We start from the raw sequence: 13,965 nt of genomic DNA on the forward strand, positions 1-13,965 counted from the left end.
AAATGCTTGTAAGTATTTGATTTTATTAGGGTATGGTAAAAATCTAAAGTTCGCGAGAATTAACCCGCGAAGACCCAAAGCTGCCATAGATTACCTAATAAATCCAACATCAAATTATTTAACAACAATAAAACTAACAGTACGACCATCGGTGAAAAATCGATCATGCCAAGAGTCGGTAGAATGCGGCGGATCGGACGTAATAGTGGTTCATTTAGCTGATTAATTTGGAAGTAAATACTCGCGCCGGCGTTTGTTTGTGCAAACCAACTGAGGAGCGCGCCAAGCAGTAGCACATAAAATATGGTCACGCCAATCGATTTAATAATACCGAGAACGCCTAATAGCACAATACCGACAATATCGAAATTCAAGATGAATAATACGAATTTCAGTGCATTTAAGATAAAAATCATCACTAATGCCGCAATATCGACATTTTTAATCGGTCGGAATACGCTCCGTAGTGGGGCTAGAACCGGCTGGGTGCATTTCACCACAAATTGCGAAAGTGGTGTGTAGAAGTCCGCCCGGGCCAATTGTAGCCACACCCGCAAGACTAAAATGATGCAATATAAGTTAATGATTGAACCAATACTGCTTATTAAAAATTGTGAAGTTTGGGAAAAAGCCATTACAACCAACCTTTGCGTTTAAAGTAAATATAAGGCGTCAATGCTGCTAGCATCATGAGGCCAAGAGCCATTGGATAACCGTATTTGAAATGCAATTCCGGCATGACATCAAAGTTCATCCCATAAGTGGAGGCCACGAGTGTTGCCGGTAGGAACATTACGGAAACCACCGAGAAGAATTTCATAATTTTATTCTGTTCGATATTGATATAACCCATGGCCGCCTGCATGAGGAAGTTCACTTTTTGGAACAGGGATTCATTGTGCGGTTGTAGGGATTCAATATCGCGTAGAATTTCCCGCGCCTGCTCTAAAAGTTCGGTCGGTAAACGGGTTTTACGTACTAAGAAACTCAGCGCACGTTGCGTATCCATCAAACATTGGCGCACCTTGGAACTGGTATCTTCTTGTTCAGTGAGGGTGCCCAGCGCATCATCAAAGGCCTCATCTTGAGTTCCCTTCAAAATAACGTGGCTTAATTGTTCCAAATCTGCATAGACGTTTTCAATGACATCAGCCAATTGCTCGATTTTGGTTTCGAATAAATCCAATAACACCTCATAGGCATTACATTCGAGCAAACGCTGGCTACGCGAGCGCATCCGATAAAGGCGGAATGCCGGCAGTTCGCGATCGCGCAGAGTGAATAAACGACCATCACGAATGGTGAACGCTACACTGGCGAGATCGGCGAAGTTATTTTCATCTTCGCAGTAGAAAAAGGAGTGTAAGTGCAGGCCATCTTCGTCCTCAAAGAAACGAGCGGATGCTTCGATGTCTTCCAATTCTAAATAAGAGGCGAGGCTTTGGCCGAGGTTTTCCTGCAACATATCCCGTTCTTCCATGGTCGGTTCAAGCAGATCTAGCCAAACGGCGGCATTGAGATCGCTTTGCTCGTCATCGATACGGATGAGGCGGGAGTCTTCAATAGCGAATGCGTTAATCATTGGTCATACTCCTGAGAGGATTATGAACAGCTAACTGTGAACAAAAAAGGTCAAACGAATTACGCCGCACGCGGGCGGTGATTGGGTTAAATTATAGATTTTCGTTTGATGCAAGATGCCGAAAAAGGGAGGTAAATGTCTTACCGGCGACGCCGCCGATAAATTCAGGCGGAGTCTAGTGCGATATTCGGTATCGACTGTGACTGTCCAAAGTGTGTGTCCTTCTGGTGAAAAAATCGGGGCGCATAATACGCGCAGAAAACGCGCCCGTCAAGGGGCGCGCCGGATTTAAGCCAGAATAAAAAACAATTAATTAACGTACTGATTAATTGCTGCACCAACTTCTTGATCTTGATAGATATCGTTCACGATGCTTTTAAAGGTGTCGTTTAACACTTTTTGGATTTCATCATTGTTGGCATTAAAGGCGCCGGATTGGGAACGAGTGGCGTTAAAGACTTTGTTAAAGTTGCCTCTTGGGCCTTGTACATAAGCCACGACTTGGATTTTCGTATTGATGTTATAGCGAAGATTGCCTTGCTCGACGGTAGCATTGAAGGATTTTACTTCCATGGTTACGCCGGCATTGGCATTGTTTGGTGAACCGATACGAAATCCTTTGCTAACCAAGTTCTGTTGCATGACTTGTTGGAATAATTGCGCCGGTGCAGGTTGGGCATTAAGTTTGACCAATTCGCCCATGCGAGTATAGCTCGCGATATCCGAGTTGCTACGGCTGTCCTTGCTGCTAACGGTAACGATCGCCGATTGCGCCATGTTCATTGAAGCGGTTGGTGCCGGCGGAGTGAAACTTAAGGTGTTGGATTGTGATACACAACCGCTGGTGGCTACTGCGCCGGCAGCGATAAGCAGAGCGGATAAGGTTTTAATTTTATGGGTTAATTTCATAATTTCCTCAATTGATTTGGCAAAAGCCTGATTATTGTGGCAAACTCGCGCGCCAATGTATAGCTTTTGGAGAGCAAAATGTCAAAACAAGACGAACTTTACGCCCGTATTCAGGCAGCCTTTCATCCTGAATTTGTGACGGTAGAAAATGAAAGCCATATGCACAGTTCGGGACGTGGTGCCGATTCCCATTTTAAATTGGTGATTGTCAGCAGCGCATTTGAAGGTATGCGCAAAGTGCAACGTCATCAACAGCTTTATCAATTATTTGCCGATGATTTGAAAAACGGTATTCATGCCTTAGCATTGCATTTATATACGCCTGCGGAATGGCAACTGGCCGGTGAGGCTTTTCCTAAATCGCCGAATTGTGCCGGCGTTGGTCTCTAAACGCCCCTTTCAAATTTAACATTTTTCCTAAAAACGACTCTAAGTTATTGATTTTATTAGAGGTGTTTAAAAAATATTTCTCTTTGTTTGTACAGAGGTGGACGATTAAATTTTTAAGCATAAATCTTGATAATAATCGTTATCATTGCCAATATTCTTTTGAATTGATAGAATCCGCTTCCGCTGACTCGGAAGTGGTTTTTTTATTTTTTCTTATGTGAGATGTTCGTCTCAATCATAACTTTGCGCTGTTTTGAACCGTGCAGGGTTTCCCGCCGATAAGCCATTCATTATTTGTTTTACCAGCACCAAATAAACTATTCGTTGCTTAGATATGATAGGGAATTATTTGGTGCGATTGAGGAATTTCTATGACGGGACCTTTTCGCTTAAGTCGCAGCGCCTTGCTGGTTTGTTCTTTTTCGATGCCATTGATGGCATTTGCCGACACCTCGACAGATACCGCAAATGCTCTACAACTCGACACTATTGTCGTGTCTGATACCCCCTTTAGCCAACAAACCGGCACTCAAAAAATCACCGAACAACAAATTCGTCTGAAGCCAAGCAAAGATGGCAATATTACTGAATTATTGCGTAATAACCCCAACGTGCAGTTTTCAAATTCTGCCGATACCTCGGAGTCAGGTGGTGAAATTGCACCGAATGAAGTTTCTATTCACGGTGCAGCTTTCTATAGCAACAATTACACAATCGATAATCTTTCCAACAATGATAATTTAAATCCGGCCTCCGATAATTCGCTTAAGGCAGGCAAAGATGTTGACGGCTATAGCCCAATGGATTTACCCGGTGGTGGGACACAGGCCTTTTGGATTGATAGTAGTCTGCTTAAGAATGTGGAAGTGTTTGATAGCAATGTCTCTGCAAAACATGGCAACTTTACCGGTGGTGTGATTAATGCTGAGTTAAAGGATCCGGATTTACGCAAGTTCAGCGGCAAGGTGTTTTATCGGATAACTCGGGATGATTGGGCATCTTTTAAAGTGGATAACGAGGAAAAATTTAGTCGCGCCGAAACCTTGGGAAGCCAGCCGCAATTTACCAAACAGCAATATGGTATTGTGCTGAATCAACCGATTGGTGACAAAGGCGGATTGCTTTTTCAATATACTCGTTCGGAATCAAAAATCCCTTATCACAATAAGAATTTAGGTACTTGGGTCAATCAACGTCGTACTAATGAGACGTTCCTATTGCGTGGGGTTTATTTGCCGGATAACGGTGATCTCTTAAAAGCCACGCTCATGTATTCACCGCACGAATCCCGCTATTACAAAGCAGATATCAAAAACGGGCAGTTTACCAATACCGGTGGCGGCGTACAGGTGAATTTGCAGTGGGATCATGATTTTAATTGGGGGAAAATGAAAACGACCCTCGGTTACAAAAAAAGCGGCAATAAAATTGAGCACGAATCCGATGTGTATAATTATTACGTAACCGAAATCGATTGGTGTTCCAGCTACAATAGTAGAACCGGTGCCTGCATTTATGGCGCAGAGGGGGGCTATGGTACATACCAAACAGAAAAACAAACCTGGACGATAAAACAGGATTTTGATGTTACGGCTTTTGACACCGGTCCATTACAGCATAAATTGGGATTTGGTTGGGAAGTGGATTTGGCCAAGGCTAAATATCAGCGTGAAAATGATGCTTATACCAACACCTATGCCCTTATTAACGCTAGAAGACCGGCGTTAGGACAGTATTTAAAAACCTATACGCTATATCCTAAGCGCGATGTTTCCGTGGGGGATAATACCTATGCCGCCTATTTAGAAGATTCTATTACTTGGAAACGTTTAAATGTTACTTTGGGCGCGCGCGTGGATTACGATGAGTATTTAGGCAATACTAATATCGCACCACGTTTTTCTGCCTCTTACGATTTGTTTGGCGATGGTACTACGCGTCTGTTTGGTGGTATTAACCGTTATTATGCAGGGACGGTGTTGTCCTATAAATTGAGAAACAGTATTGGCCAGAATACGCTATATTCGCGCACCTCAAGTACGGGGGCATTTACCGAAAAAGCCCGTAATACCAGCTATGATGTTTCTGATCTAAAAACGCCTTATAGTGATGAATACAATTTAGGTGTGGAACAGCAATTATTCGGCACTAAATGGACGTTTAAATGGGTTAATCGTAAAGAGCGCAATCAATTTACCCGCACTTCACAACGTATCAATAACCTGTTGACCTACAATATGACTAATGCGGGTAAGAGCAACAATGATACCTACTCATTAACCATTAGTCCGTTGCAACCTTATAAAATGAAATTTGCAGAGGTTGGCTTCAATTTGGGGGCGCAGATCAGCAAAATGAAATCTAATTACAACAGCTATGATGTGGCCGCGTTGGATGATGGTATTGATATGATGATTTTAAACGGGAAATTACAATCCATCAGCGATGGTTTACCGGCAACGGACTACAATACGCCTTGGTCAACCTTCCTTGAGTTGAATACACATTTTCCACAGTTAAACTTAGATTGGAGTCAACGTTTCAGTTATAACTCCGGCTATCGTTACTATGCTACGGATACCGGCAACTGCCCTGCAATTAGTGATGCTTGTGGTAGCTATGCCGGTAAGGTCAAAGTCTATGATGAGAAAACCCAAGGCAGTTATTTTAATCTTGACTGGCGTTTCCTTTATAAGCAGCCGATTTATCAGGGACAATATTTGGAATTTAGTCTGGACATTAATAATGTGTTGAATCGCAAGGTATTGGCTACCACCAGCGGTTCTACCTCGACCTACAAAATGGGTCGAAATTTCTGGTTGGGTGTGAGTTACAACTGGTAGTTTGGGGATATTGCACAAAAGCAGGCTAGAGCCTGCTTTTTTCTTGCCCTTAAAACGCCCCCTTGAAAATAAGAGTTTTCTTTAAAACGGAATGTAAGTTATTGATTTTATTAGGGTTGATTTAAAAATGGGCATAAAGGATATTTTCGATGTTATTTAAAGGAGAAGGCGAGGTGATTTGTAGCTTCTTGATAAATCACCTCGCCATTTTTTTGGTTTTAAATATCACTCCCTTTCAGATCTCGGCTGTAAACTTTGTGTATTACATCATGCAGATTTTCGCTGATACGGTTAGCAATAATTAAATCGGCACGTTGTTTAAATTCAGTCAGATCTTTTATGACTTCTGAGCCTTGGAAATCGGCACCATTAAATTCCGGCTCATAGACGATAATAGGCACATTTTGTTTTTTAATGCGTTTCATCACACTAAGTTGATTCATTTTTTGTACCATGCTCCAAAATTAAAGAAAATTATTTGCCCAGAATCGCGGCTACTTCTTTGCTTATACAATCCAAACCGTCAAAGCGAATAGTTTCGCGTGCATTACGTTGTTGTTTTTGGTTTGCTAGCCAGTTGGTTAATGCTTCAGAGTTGAGAGCATTCGGGTGAAGACAATCAATTATTCCCATTTCAGCCAGACGAGAAGCTCTAATCCACTGTTCGGTTCTTGGTGTGATTCGAGGGACAATCAATGCCTTTTTATTAAAGGATAAGATTTCTGTCGTTGTGTTATAACCACCCATTGAAATAATACATTCCGCAATTTTCATTAGTTTGAGCGGCTCTGGTACAAAGTCCACCACTTTTATATTAGGACGATGATGTGCAATATTGTGTAAGATTTCACGTTGAGCTTCTGGCATTAATGCACCAGTAATGAGTAGCCCCATCCAGTTTGCTGGCAAAGTGGCTTCTATAAAGGCTTTAGCTAATTCGACCCCATCTTGGCCACCACCTACAGCGCACATAGCGTAGGGTTTGGTTAAGTCATTGTCATCAATGGTATCTAACCCCTGTACTTCCATCCGCTGTGTTTGATCAAGATAACCGACATAATGTAATTTCTCGCTAATATCAGTCGGTAAATTGTATTCTTTAGCAAGATCGTAAATAGCTTTATCGCCATAAACCCAAATACGGTCAAAATAAAGACGGATAATTTCTAAATTCTTTAGTTTGCTCCATTGTTTTTCTACCGCTTCGGGTTCATCAATAATATCTCGTAGTCCTAAAACAATATGTGTTCCTCTACTAGCTAGCTCAGGCAAAATATTATCGAGTTCATTCATTGCCCCACGCGGAACATTGTCGATTATCATAATATCTGGCTCAAAAGCCTTTAATTAGGCATGAATGATCTCTTTGCGAATTTTTACTAAGCGTTTAATATCCGTACCTAAGAATTTCGGAATATAGTGGCCTTCCTTGGTTTTAAAATAAGTTGGCATCGTTATGGAGTCAGCTCCTTTAGGCAGCCTAAAGGCTCCAGGCTCTCGTACGCCAGAAAGTAGTAAAACATCGGCATTAGGATTGGCTTCAAGAATGGATTGCGCAAGTAGCATATTGCGACGAATATGTCCAAATCCCATGGTGTCATGGGAATAAAGAGCAATACGAGGAGGATGATTTGAGGTTGATAAACCTGACATATCAAATATTCCAATCAAGTTATCTGTTTAACTAGTTTTATTGATTAAATTACTATATTTTATGGTTTATTTTTTAAACAATATGTGAATTAAAAGATTCATAAAGAATAAAGAAAATTAGATTTTTATTATTGTAAATATTAATCAATAAATTATCGGTATCACCTCAGGTTGTAAGCTTTATAGAAGATCTAGTAATAAATAACAATATCGTTCGCTGTACAAAAACTATACGTTAAGGATTTTTTGCTTTTTTATAGAGGGAAATTAAAGTGCAAAATATATTTTTAAGGAATATATAAAATCATAGGAATGCAATAGTAGCGCGGTTTTTAAATGATCAGACTGAGATATTTTATGATTTTTTGGCAAGCTATCATTTTTCTTTTTTGTGCCCCTCTTACCTCTTACTTTAATAAGCTATAAATTTTAACGTTAACAAATATTTCACAAAAACTGTGGGTTAAAGTGGAAAAAGAGTCCGTTTTTCGCTAGAATAGGGCGCTTTTAATTTTCGAATTTCAATTTCTCGCTAGCATGGGACTCTGCACCCTCTGTCGAGAAGTTAAACAGATTTGAGTATTTAATTTATGTGGCAGTTAATAATGCTTTGATCCTAAAGTGTTTTCTGTCACGCTCAATCTCGCGAGATTGCTTTTAAAGTGTATGCTTTGATTGCAATTGTGTTTTTAACCTTGAAAAGTAGTGCAAACAGTATGATTACAATCAAGAAAGGCTTGGATCTTCCTATTGCAGGAAAACCGGCACAAGTAATCCACAGCGCCAATGCTGTGAATCAGGTTGCGATTCTGGGTGAAGAGTATGTGGGAATGCGTCCTTCTATGAAGGTACGCGAAGGCGATGTTGTGCAAAAGGGCCAAGTGCTTTTTGAAGACAAGAAAAACCCTGGAGTGGTTTTCACAGCCCCTGCGAGTGGTACTATCACCGCGATTAATCGTGGCGAAAAACGCGTATTACAATCCGTTGTTATTGATGTTCAGGGCGACGGTAGTGTTGCTTTCGACAAATATGATACGAGCTCGTTAAATACCCTTTCTTCCGAACAGGTCAAACAAAATTTAGTCAAATCCGGTTTGTGGACGGCATTTCGTACCCGTCCGTTTAGCAAAGTACCGGGATTGGATAGCGAACCTGCGTCAGTTTTCGTAAATGCAATGGATACCAATCCGTTGGCTGCCGATCCTGAGGTGGTGCTGAAAGAGCATTGGCAGGATTTTATCAACGGTCTTACCGTATTAAGCCGTTTGTACCCAAATAAACCATTACGTTTGTGTAAAGCAGGCGATAGCAATATTCCAACTGTGGATTTAGCTAATTTGGAAGTGCATGATTTTGGTGGTGTTCACCCTGCTGGCTTAGTAGGTACACATATCCACTTTATCGATCCGGTTGGTGTACACAAAACCGTGTGGCATATCAATTACCAAGATGTGATTGCAATTGGTAAATTGTTTACTGAAGGTGAATTATATAGTGGTCGGGTAATTTCTCTTGCCGGTCCGCAAGTAAAAGAGCCTCGTTTAGTACGTACGGTTATCGGAGCCAACCTTTCCCAATTAACAGCCGGTGAATTAAAAGACGGTAATAACCGTGTGATTTCCGGTTCTGTTCTTTGCGGTCAAATTGCCAAAGATGCTCATGACTATTTAGGTCGTTATGCATTACAGGTGTCAGTGATTGCAGAAGGTAATGAGAAAGAATTCTTAGGCTGGATTACGCCACAATCGAACAAATATTCGATTACCCGTACCGTATTAGGTCACTTTAGTAAGAAATTATTCAACTTCACTACTGCAGAAAATGGAGGTGAGCGTGCAATGGTACCAATCGGTAGCTATGAGCGCGTAATGCCGTTGGATATTTTACCGACATTATTATTACGTGATTTAATCGTGGGCGATACCGATGGTGCACAAGCATTAGGTTGTCTTGAATTAGATGAAGAAGACTTAGCGTTATGTTCTTTCGTTTGCCCGGGCAAATATGAATACGGTTCAATCTTGCGTCAAGTATTAGATAAGATTGAGAAGGAAGGTTAAAAATGGGTTTAAAAAATCTTTTTGAAAAAATGGAACCCGCGTTTTTACCAGGCGGTAAATACAGCAAGCTTTATCCGATCTTTGAATCGATTTATACCTTGCTTTATACACCAGGTACGGTAACGCACAAAAACACACACGTTCGTGATGCGTTAGACTCAAAACGTATGATGATTACGGTTTTCCTTGCGTTGTTCCCCGCCATTTTCTACGGGATGTACAATGTGGGTAACCAAGCGATCCCTGCTCTAAATCAATTAGGCAATTTAGATCAATTAATTGCTAACGATTGGCACTATGCGCTTGCAAGTTCATTAGGTTTAGATTTAACCAATAATGCGACTTGGGGCTCAAAAATGGCGTTAGGGGCGATCTTCTTCTTACCAATTTACTTAGTGGTATTTACCGTTTGTACAATTTGGGAATTATTGTTCTCAGTAGTGCGTGGTCACGAAGTAAATGAAGGGATGTTCGTTTCAACCATTTTATTTGCGTTAATCGTTCCACCAACATTGCCATTATGGCAAGCAGCACTTGGTATCAGCTTTGGTATCGTGGTAGCAAAAGAAATCTTCGGTGGTGTAGGTCGTAACTTTATGAATCCTGCACTTGCTGGCCGTGCATTCTTATTCTTTGCTTATCCGGCGCAAATTTCCGGTGACTTAGTATGGACTGCGGCAGATGGTTTCTCAGGCGCAACCGCACTTTCACAATGGTCTCAAGGTGGTCAAGCAGCGTTACAACACACTGTAACCGGTCAACCTATTACTTGGATGGATGCATTCATCGGCAATATCCCGGGTTCAATGGGTGAGGTTTCAACCCTTGCGTTGTTAATCGGTGGTGCGTTAATTGTATTCACCCGTATTGCTTCTTGGCGCATTATGGCTGGTGTCATGATCGGTATGATTGGTACAGCAACCTTATTCAACTTAATCGGTTCTGATTCTAATCCAATGTTCTCCATGCCTTGGCATTGGCACTTTGTATTAGGTGGTTTTGCTATTGGTATGATCTTCATGGCGACAGATCCTGTATCAGCTTCATTTACGAATACCGGTAAATGGTGGTACGGTGCGTTAATTGGCGTGATGGCTGTATTAATTCGTACAGTGAACCCAGCTTATCCGGAAGGAATGATGTTAGCGATCTTATTTGCAAACTTATTTGCACCAATTTTCGATTACATCGTGGTTCAAGCAAATATCAAACGTCGGAGAGCAAGAACAAATGGCTAAATTTAATAAAGATAGCGTTAGCGGTACAGTTACCGTTGTTGTGTTGCTAAGTTTGGTGTGTTCTATTGTGGTTTCTGGTGCTGCAGTAGCATTAAAATCCAAACAAGATGAACAGAAAGCACTCGACGTTCAACGCAATATTTTAACTGTTGCAGGTTTAATGAAAGAGGATAAAGCTTCTGTTATTCAGGATACCTATAACAAATTTATTGAGCCTCGTTTAATTGATTTAAATACAGGTGATGTAGTTCAGGCTTCAGCCGATGAAATTAATAAATTTGAACCGAAAGATGCGGTAAAAGATCCTGCGAAAAGCCAAGTAATTCCGGCTGATGCAGATAAAGCCGGGATTAAAGTACGTGCAAACCAAGCCCGTGTATATTTTGTAAAAGATGAACAAGGCAATGTTAGCCAAGTAGTATTACCTATGTATGGTCGCGGTTTGTGGTCAACAATGTATGGTTTTGTTTCGGTTGCACCGGATGCGAATACCATTAAAGGGATCACTTACTACGATCAAGGTGAAACTGCAGGTCTTGGTGGTGAAATCGCGAACCCTCGTTGGCAAGCTCAGTTCGTAGATAAAAAATTATTCGATGAGCAAGGAAACCAAAAATTTAAAATCTATAAGGGTACATCCACAGATAAAGAGCATGGTGTAGATGGCTTATCTGGTGCGACTTTAACCAGCAATGGTGTACAAGGTTCATTTGATTATTGGTTCAGCCAAAATGGCTTTGGTCCATTCTTAGCGAAATTTAAAGCAGGAGAAATCAAATAATGGCTGATGCAAAAGTAAATTTGAAAGGTCTTTTATTAGATCCTATTGCTAAAAATAACCCGATTGCCTTACAAATTTTGGGTATCTGTTCTGCATTAGCGGTAACGACCCAATTACAAACTGCAATCGTAATGGCGATTGCGGTAAGTTTGGTAACCGGTTTCTCCAGTTTGTTCATTTCATTGATTCGTAACTATATTCCAAATAGTATCCGTATCATTGTGCAACTGGCGATTATCGCATCTTTAGTAATCTTGGTTGACCAAGTATTAAAAGCTTATGCTTATGGTTTGTCTAAACAGCTCTCTGTATTCGTAGGTCTTATTATTACAAACTGTATCGTAATGGGCCGTGCAGAAGCGTTTGCGATGAAATCACCTCCGTTAGAAAGCTTTGTAGATGGTATCGGTAACGGTTTAGGTTATGGAGCAATCTTATTAATTGTCGCAACTTTACGTGAATTAATCGGTTCTGGTCGTTTGCTTGGTTTCCCTGTATTCCAAACTATTCAAGACGGCGGTTGGTATCAACCAAACGGTTTATTCCTTCTTGCACCAAGTGCGTTCTTTATTATCGGCTTCGTTATTTGGGGCTTAAGAACGTGGAAACCTGAGCAACAGGAGAAATAATCAATGGAACATTATATTAGCCTATTCGTGAAGGCGATCTTCATTGAAAACATGGCGCTCTCTTTCTTCTTAGGGATGTGTACTTTCCTTGCAGTTTCTAAGAAAGTTTCCACGGCGTTTGGCCTTGGTATTGCAGTAGTCGTAGTACTTGGTATTGCGGTACCAGCTAACCAATTTGTGTACGAACACGTATTAAAAGATGGCGCATTGGTAGAAGGTGTGAGCCTTGAGTTCTTAAACTTCATTACCTTTATCGGGATTATCGCGGGTCTTGTTCAATTACTCGAAATGACCTTAGATAAATTCTTCCCTGCACTTTATAACGCATTAGGTATTTTCCTTCCACTTATCGCCGTAAACTGTGCGATCTTCGGTGGTGTATCTTTTGCCGTACAACGTGAATACAACTTCGCTGAAGCAGCAGTTTATGGTATCGGTGCTGGTGTAGGTTGGATGTTAGCAATCGTTGCGCTTGCAGGCTTAACCGAAAAAATGAAATATGCCGATGTACCGGCAGGCTTAAAAGGATTAGGGATTACCTTTATCACTGCAGGCTTGATGGCGCTTGGCTTTATGTCATTCTCTGGTATTCAGTTATAAGGAGGCATAAATGAGCGAATCTTCAATTTTATTATTAGGTGTTGCGGCATTTACGGTTATCCTTTTAGTGCTCGTTGCGATTATTTTATTCGCTAAATCAAAATTAGTAGACTCTGGCGACATCACCATTTCTATTAATGATGATCCTGAAAAAGCGATCACTTTACCAGCTGGCGGCAAATTACTTGGTGCTTTAGCTAGTAAAGGTATCTTCGTTTCTTCTGCATGTGGTGGCGGTGGTTCTTGTGGCCAATGCTTAGTGAAAGTAAAAAGCGGTGGTGGTGAAATTTTACCTACCGAACTTTCTCATATCAGTAAACGTGAAGCGAAAGAAGGTTATCGTTTAGCTTGCCAAGTAAACGTAAAAGGCAGCATGGACGTTGAATTACCAGAAGAAATCTTTGGTGTGAAAAAATGGGAATGTACGGTTATTTCTAACGATAACAAAGCAACCTTCATCAAAGAGCTTAAATTGGCTATTCCTGAAGGCGAAGAAGTACCTTTCCGCGCAGGTGGTTATATTCAAATCGAAGCTGATCCACATACGGTTTACTATAAAGATTTCGATATTCCAGAAGAATACCACGAAGATTGGGACAAATACGACTTATGGCGTTACGTGTCTAAAGTGGACGAACATATTATCCGTGCTTACTCAATGGCTTCATACCCAGAAGAGAAAGGCATCATTATGCTTAACGTGCGTATTGCAACACCTCCGCCACGTCAACCTGATGCCCCTCCAGGTCAAATGTCTTCATACATTTGGTCATTAAAAGCCGGTGATAAAGTGACAATTTCAGGTCCATTCGGTGAGTTCTTCGCGAAAGAAACCGATAACGAAATGGTCTTCATCGGTGGTGGTGCGGGTATGGCACCAATGCGTTCTCATATCTTTGACCAATTAAAACGTTTGCACTCTAAACGTAAAATGTCATTCTGGTATGGTGCACGTTCTAAACGTGAAATGTTCTATGTAGAAGATTTTGATCAGCTTCAAGCAGAAAATCCGAACTTTACATGGCACGTAGCATTATCTGATCCGTTACCGGAAGATAATTGGACAGGTTACACCGGCTTTATTCACAACGTACTTTATGAAAACTACTTGAAAAATCATGAAGCACCAGAAGATTGTGAATACTACATGTGTGGACCTCCGGTAATGAATGCTGCGGTAATCAAAATGTTGAAAGACCTCGGTGTTGAAGATGAAAACATCTTATTGGATGACTTCGGTGGTTGATTTTAGTTAATCAAAACATCATGAAAACTGACCG

At 41.0% G+C, this 13,965-nt stretch carries 14 protein-coding genes; 8 read left to right on the plus strand and 6 right to left on the minus strand.

Annotated features, from left to right (window positions below; all coding sequences use genetic code 11):
- Positions 1–59: 59 nt before the first annotated feature.
- From CKV74_RS05065 to CKV74_RS05075, 3 genes are all read right to left on the minus strand, one after another.
- A complete protein-coding gene (locus tag CKV74_RS05065; RefSeq protein ID WP_007241951.1) occupies positions 60–635 on the minus strand; it encodes a YggT family protein in 576 nt (191 codons plus the stop codon).
- Positions 635–1,582, minus strand: coding sequence for a magnesium/cobalt transporter CorA (gene corA, locus CKV74_RS05070; protein WP_007241920.1), 948 nt, complete (start codon positions 1,580–1,582; stop codon positions 635–637). Before corA ends, CKV74_RS05065 begins: the two co-directional genes overlap by 1 nt.
- Positions 1,583–1,891: 309 nt before the next feature.
- Positions 1,892–2,491 (minus strand): YajG family lipoprotein, encoded by a 600-nt coding sequence (locus CKV74_RS05075; RefSeq protein ID WP_095176826.1) that lies wholly within the window; start codon positions 2,489–2,491, stop codon positions 1,892–1,894.
- A 78-nt stretch (positions 2,492–2,569) separates the two neighbouring features.
- Here CKV74_RS05075 and CKV74_RS05080 point away from each other — a divergent pair, with 78 nt between their 5' ends.
- Both CKV74_RS05080 and CKV74_RS05085 read left to right on the plus strand, forming a co-directional pair.
- Positions 2,570–2,881: a BolA family protein gene (locus tag CKV74_RS05080; RefSeq protein WP_007242921.1), complete on the plus strand. Its 312-nt coding sequence runs from the start codon at positions 2,570–2,572 to the stop codon at positions 2,879–2,881.
- Positions 2,882–3,252: 371 nt separating this feature from the next.
- Positions 3,253–5,724 (plus strand): TonB-dependent receptor plug domain-containing protein, encoded by a 2,472-nt coding sequence (locus CKV74_RS05085; protein WP_007242854.1) that lies wholly within the window; start codon positions 3,253–3,255, stop codon positions 5,722–5,724.
- Positions 5,725–5,942: 218 nt separating this feature from the next.
- Here CKV74_RS05085 and CKV74_RS05090 read toward each other — a convergent pair whose 3' ends face one another.
- The 3 genes from CKV74_RS05090 to CKV74_RS10600 are packed head-to-tail and all read right to left on the minus strand — an operon-like array spanning position 5,943 to position 7,377.
- Positions 5,943–6,167, minus strand: coding sequence for a UDP-glucose 6-dehydrogenase (locus tag CKV74_RS05090; RefSeq protein WP_123947610.1), 225 nt, complete (start codon positions 6,165–6,167; stop codon positions 5,943–5,945).
- A 31-nt stretch (positions 6,168–6,198) separates the two neighbouring features.
- Complete coding sequence (locus CKV74_RS05095; protein ID WP_007242946.1) at positions 6,199–7,047, minus strand: glycosyltransferase family protein; 849 nt, start codon at positions 7,045–7,047, stop codon at positions 6,199–6,201.
- Between the two features lie 24 nt (positions 7,048–7,071).
- Positions 7,072–7,377 (minus strand): hypothetical protein, encoded by a 306-nt coding sequence (locus tag CKV74_RS10600; protein WP_007242877.1) that lies wholly within the window; start codon positions 7,375–7,377, stop codon positions 7,072–7,074.
- A 716-nt stretch (positions 7,378–8,093) separates the two neighbouring features.
- Here CKV74_RS10600 and CKV74_RS05100 point away from each other — a divergent pair.
- From CKV74_RS05100 to nqrF, 6 genes are read left to right on the plus strand one after another with little or no spacing between them, the layout of a single operon-like run.
- On the plus strand, positions 8,094–9,437 hold the full coding sequence (locus CKV74_RS05100) for a Na(+)-translocating NADH-quinone reductase subunit A (RefSeq protein WP_007242905.1): 1,344 nt from the start codon (positions 8,094–8,096) through the stop codon (positions 9,435–9,437).
- Positions 9,438–9,439: 2 nt separating this feature from the next.
- On the plus strand, positions 9,440–10,675 hold the full coding sequence (locus CKV74_RS05105; protein ID WP_007242976.1) for an NADH:ubiquinone reductase (Na(+)-transporting) subunit B: 1,236 nt from the start codon (positions 9,440–9,442) through the stop codon (positions 10,673–10,675).
- The gene (locus CKV74_RS05110) at positions 10,668–11,456 is read left to right on the plus strand and encodes a Na(+)-translocating NADH-quinone reductase subunit C (protein ID WP_095176827.1); all 789 of its coding nucleotides are present in this window, start codon (positions 10,668–10,670) and stop codon (positions 11,454–11,456) included. Before CKV74_RS05105 ends, CKV74_RS05110 begins: the two co-directional genes overlap by 8 nt.
- Complete coding sequence (locus CKV74_RS05115) at positions 11,456–12,085, plus strand: NADH:ubiquinone reductase (Na(+)-transporting) subunit D (protein WP_007243078.1); 630 nt, start codon at positions 11,456–11,458, stop codon at positions 12,083–12,085. The genes CKV74_RS05110 and CKV74_RS05115 overlap by 1 nt, the downstream gene beginning before the upstream one ends.
- A gap of 3 nt (positions 12,086–12,088) precedes the next feature.
- A complete protein-coding gene (gene nqrE, locus CKV74_RS05120) occupies positions 12,089–12,685 on the plus strand; it encodes an NADH:ubiquinone reductase (Na(+)-transporting) subunit E (protein WP_095176828.1) in 597 nt (198 codons plus the stop codon).
- 10 nt (positions 12,686–12,695) lie between these two features.
- A complete protein-coding gene (nqrF, locus tag CKV74_RS05125; protein ID WP_007243031.1) occupies positions 12,696–13,931 on the plus strand; it encodes an NADH:ubiquinone reductase (Na(+)-transporting) subunit F in 1,236 nt (411 codons plus the stop codon).
- Positions 13,932–13,965: the final 34 nt, after the last annotated feature.

The organism is Haemophilus pittmaniae, from assembly GCF_900186995.1.
Lineage (GTDB): Bacteria > Pseudomonadota > Gammaproteobacteria > Enterobacterales > Pasteurellaceae > Haemophilus_D > Haemophilus_D pittmaniae.

Coding starts and splice junctions, on each gene's coding strand:
- CKV74_RS05065 (WP_007241951.1), bottom strand. CDS start 635: ATGGCTTTTTCCCAAACTTCACAATTTTTAATAAGCAGTATTGGTTCA.
- corA (WP_007241920.1), bottom strand. CDS start 1,582: ATGATTAACGCATTCGCTATTGAAGACTCCCGCCTCATCCGTATCGAT.
- CKV74_RS05075 (WP_095176826.1), bottom strand. CDS start 2,491: ATGAAATTAACCCATAAAATTAAAACCTTATCCGCTCTGCTTATCGCT.
- CKV74_RS05080 (WP_007242921.1), top strand. CDS start 2,570: ATGTCAAAACAAGACGAACTTTACGCCCGTATTCAGGCAGCCTTTCAT.
- CKV74_RS05085 (WP_007242854.1), top strand. CDS start 3,253: ATGACGGGACCTTTTCGCTTAAGTCGCAGCGCCTTGCTGGTTTGTTCT.
- CKV74_RS05090 (WP_123947610.1), bottom strand. CDS start 6,167: ATGAATCAACTTAGTGTGATGAAACGCATTAAAAAACAAAATGTGCCT.
- CKV74_RS05095 (WP_007242946.1), bottom strand. CDS start 7,047: ATGATAATCGACAATGTTCCGCGTGGGGCAATGAATGAACTCGATAAT.
- CKV74_RS10600 (WP_007242877.1), bottom strand. CDS start 7,377: ATGTCAGGTTTATCAACCTCAAATCATCCTCCTCGTATTGCTCTTTAT.
- CKV74_RS05100 (WP_007242905.1), top strand. CDS start 8,094: ATGATTACAATCAAGAAAGGCTTGGATCTTCCTATTGCAGGAAAACCG.
- CKV74_RS05105 (WP_007242976.1), top strand. CDS start 9,440: ATGGGTTTAAAAAATCTTTTTGAAAAAATGGAACCCGCGTTTTTACCA.
- CKV74_RS05110 (WP_095176827.1), top strand. CDS start 10,668: ATGGCTAAATTTAATAAAGATAGCGTTAGCGGTACAGTTACCGTTGTT.
- CKV74_RS05115 (WP_007243078.1), top strand. CDS start 11,456: ATGGCTGATGCAAAAGTAAATTTGAAAGGTCTTTTATTAGATCCTATT.
- nqrE (WP_095176828.1), top strand. CDS start 12,089: ATGGAACATTATATTAGCCTATTCGTGAAGGCGATCTTCATTGAAAAC.
- nqrF (WP_007243031.1), top strand. CDS start 12,696: ATGAGCGAATCTTCAATTTTATTATTAGGTGTTGCGGCATTTACGGTT.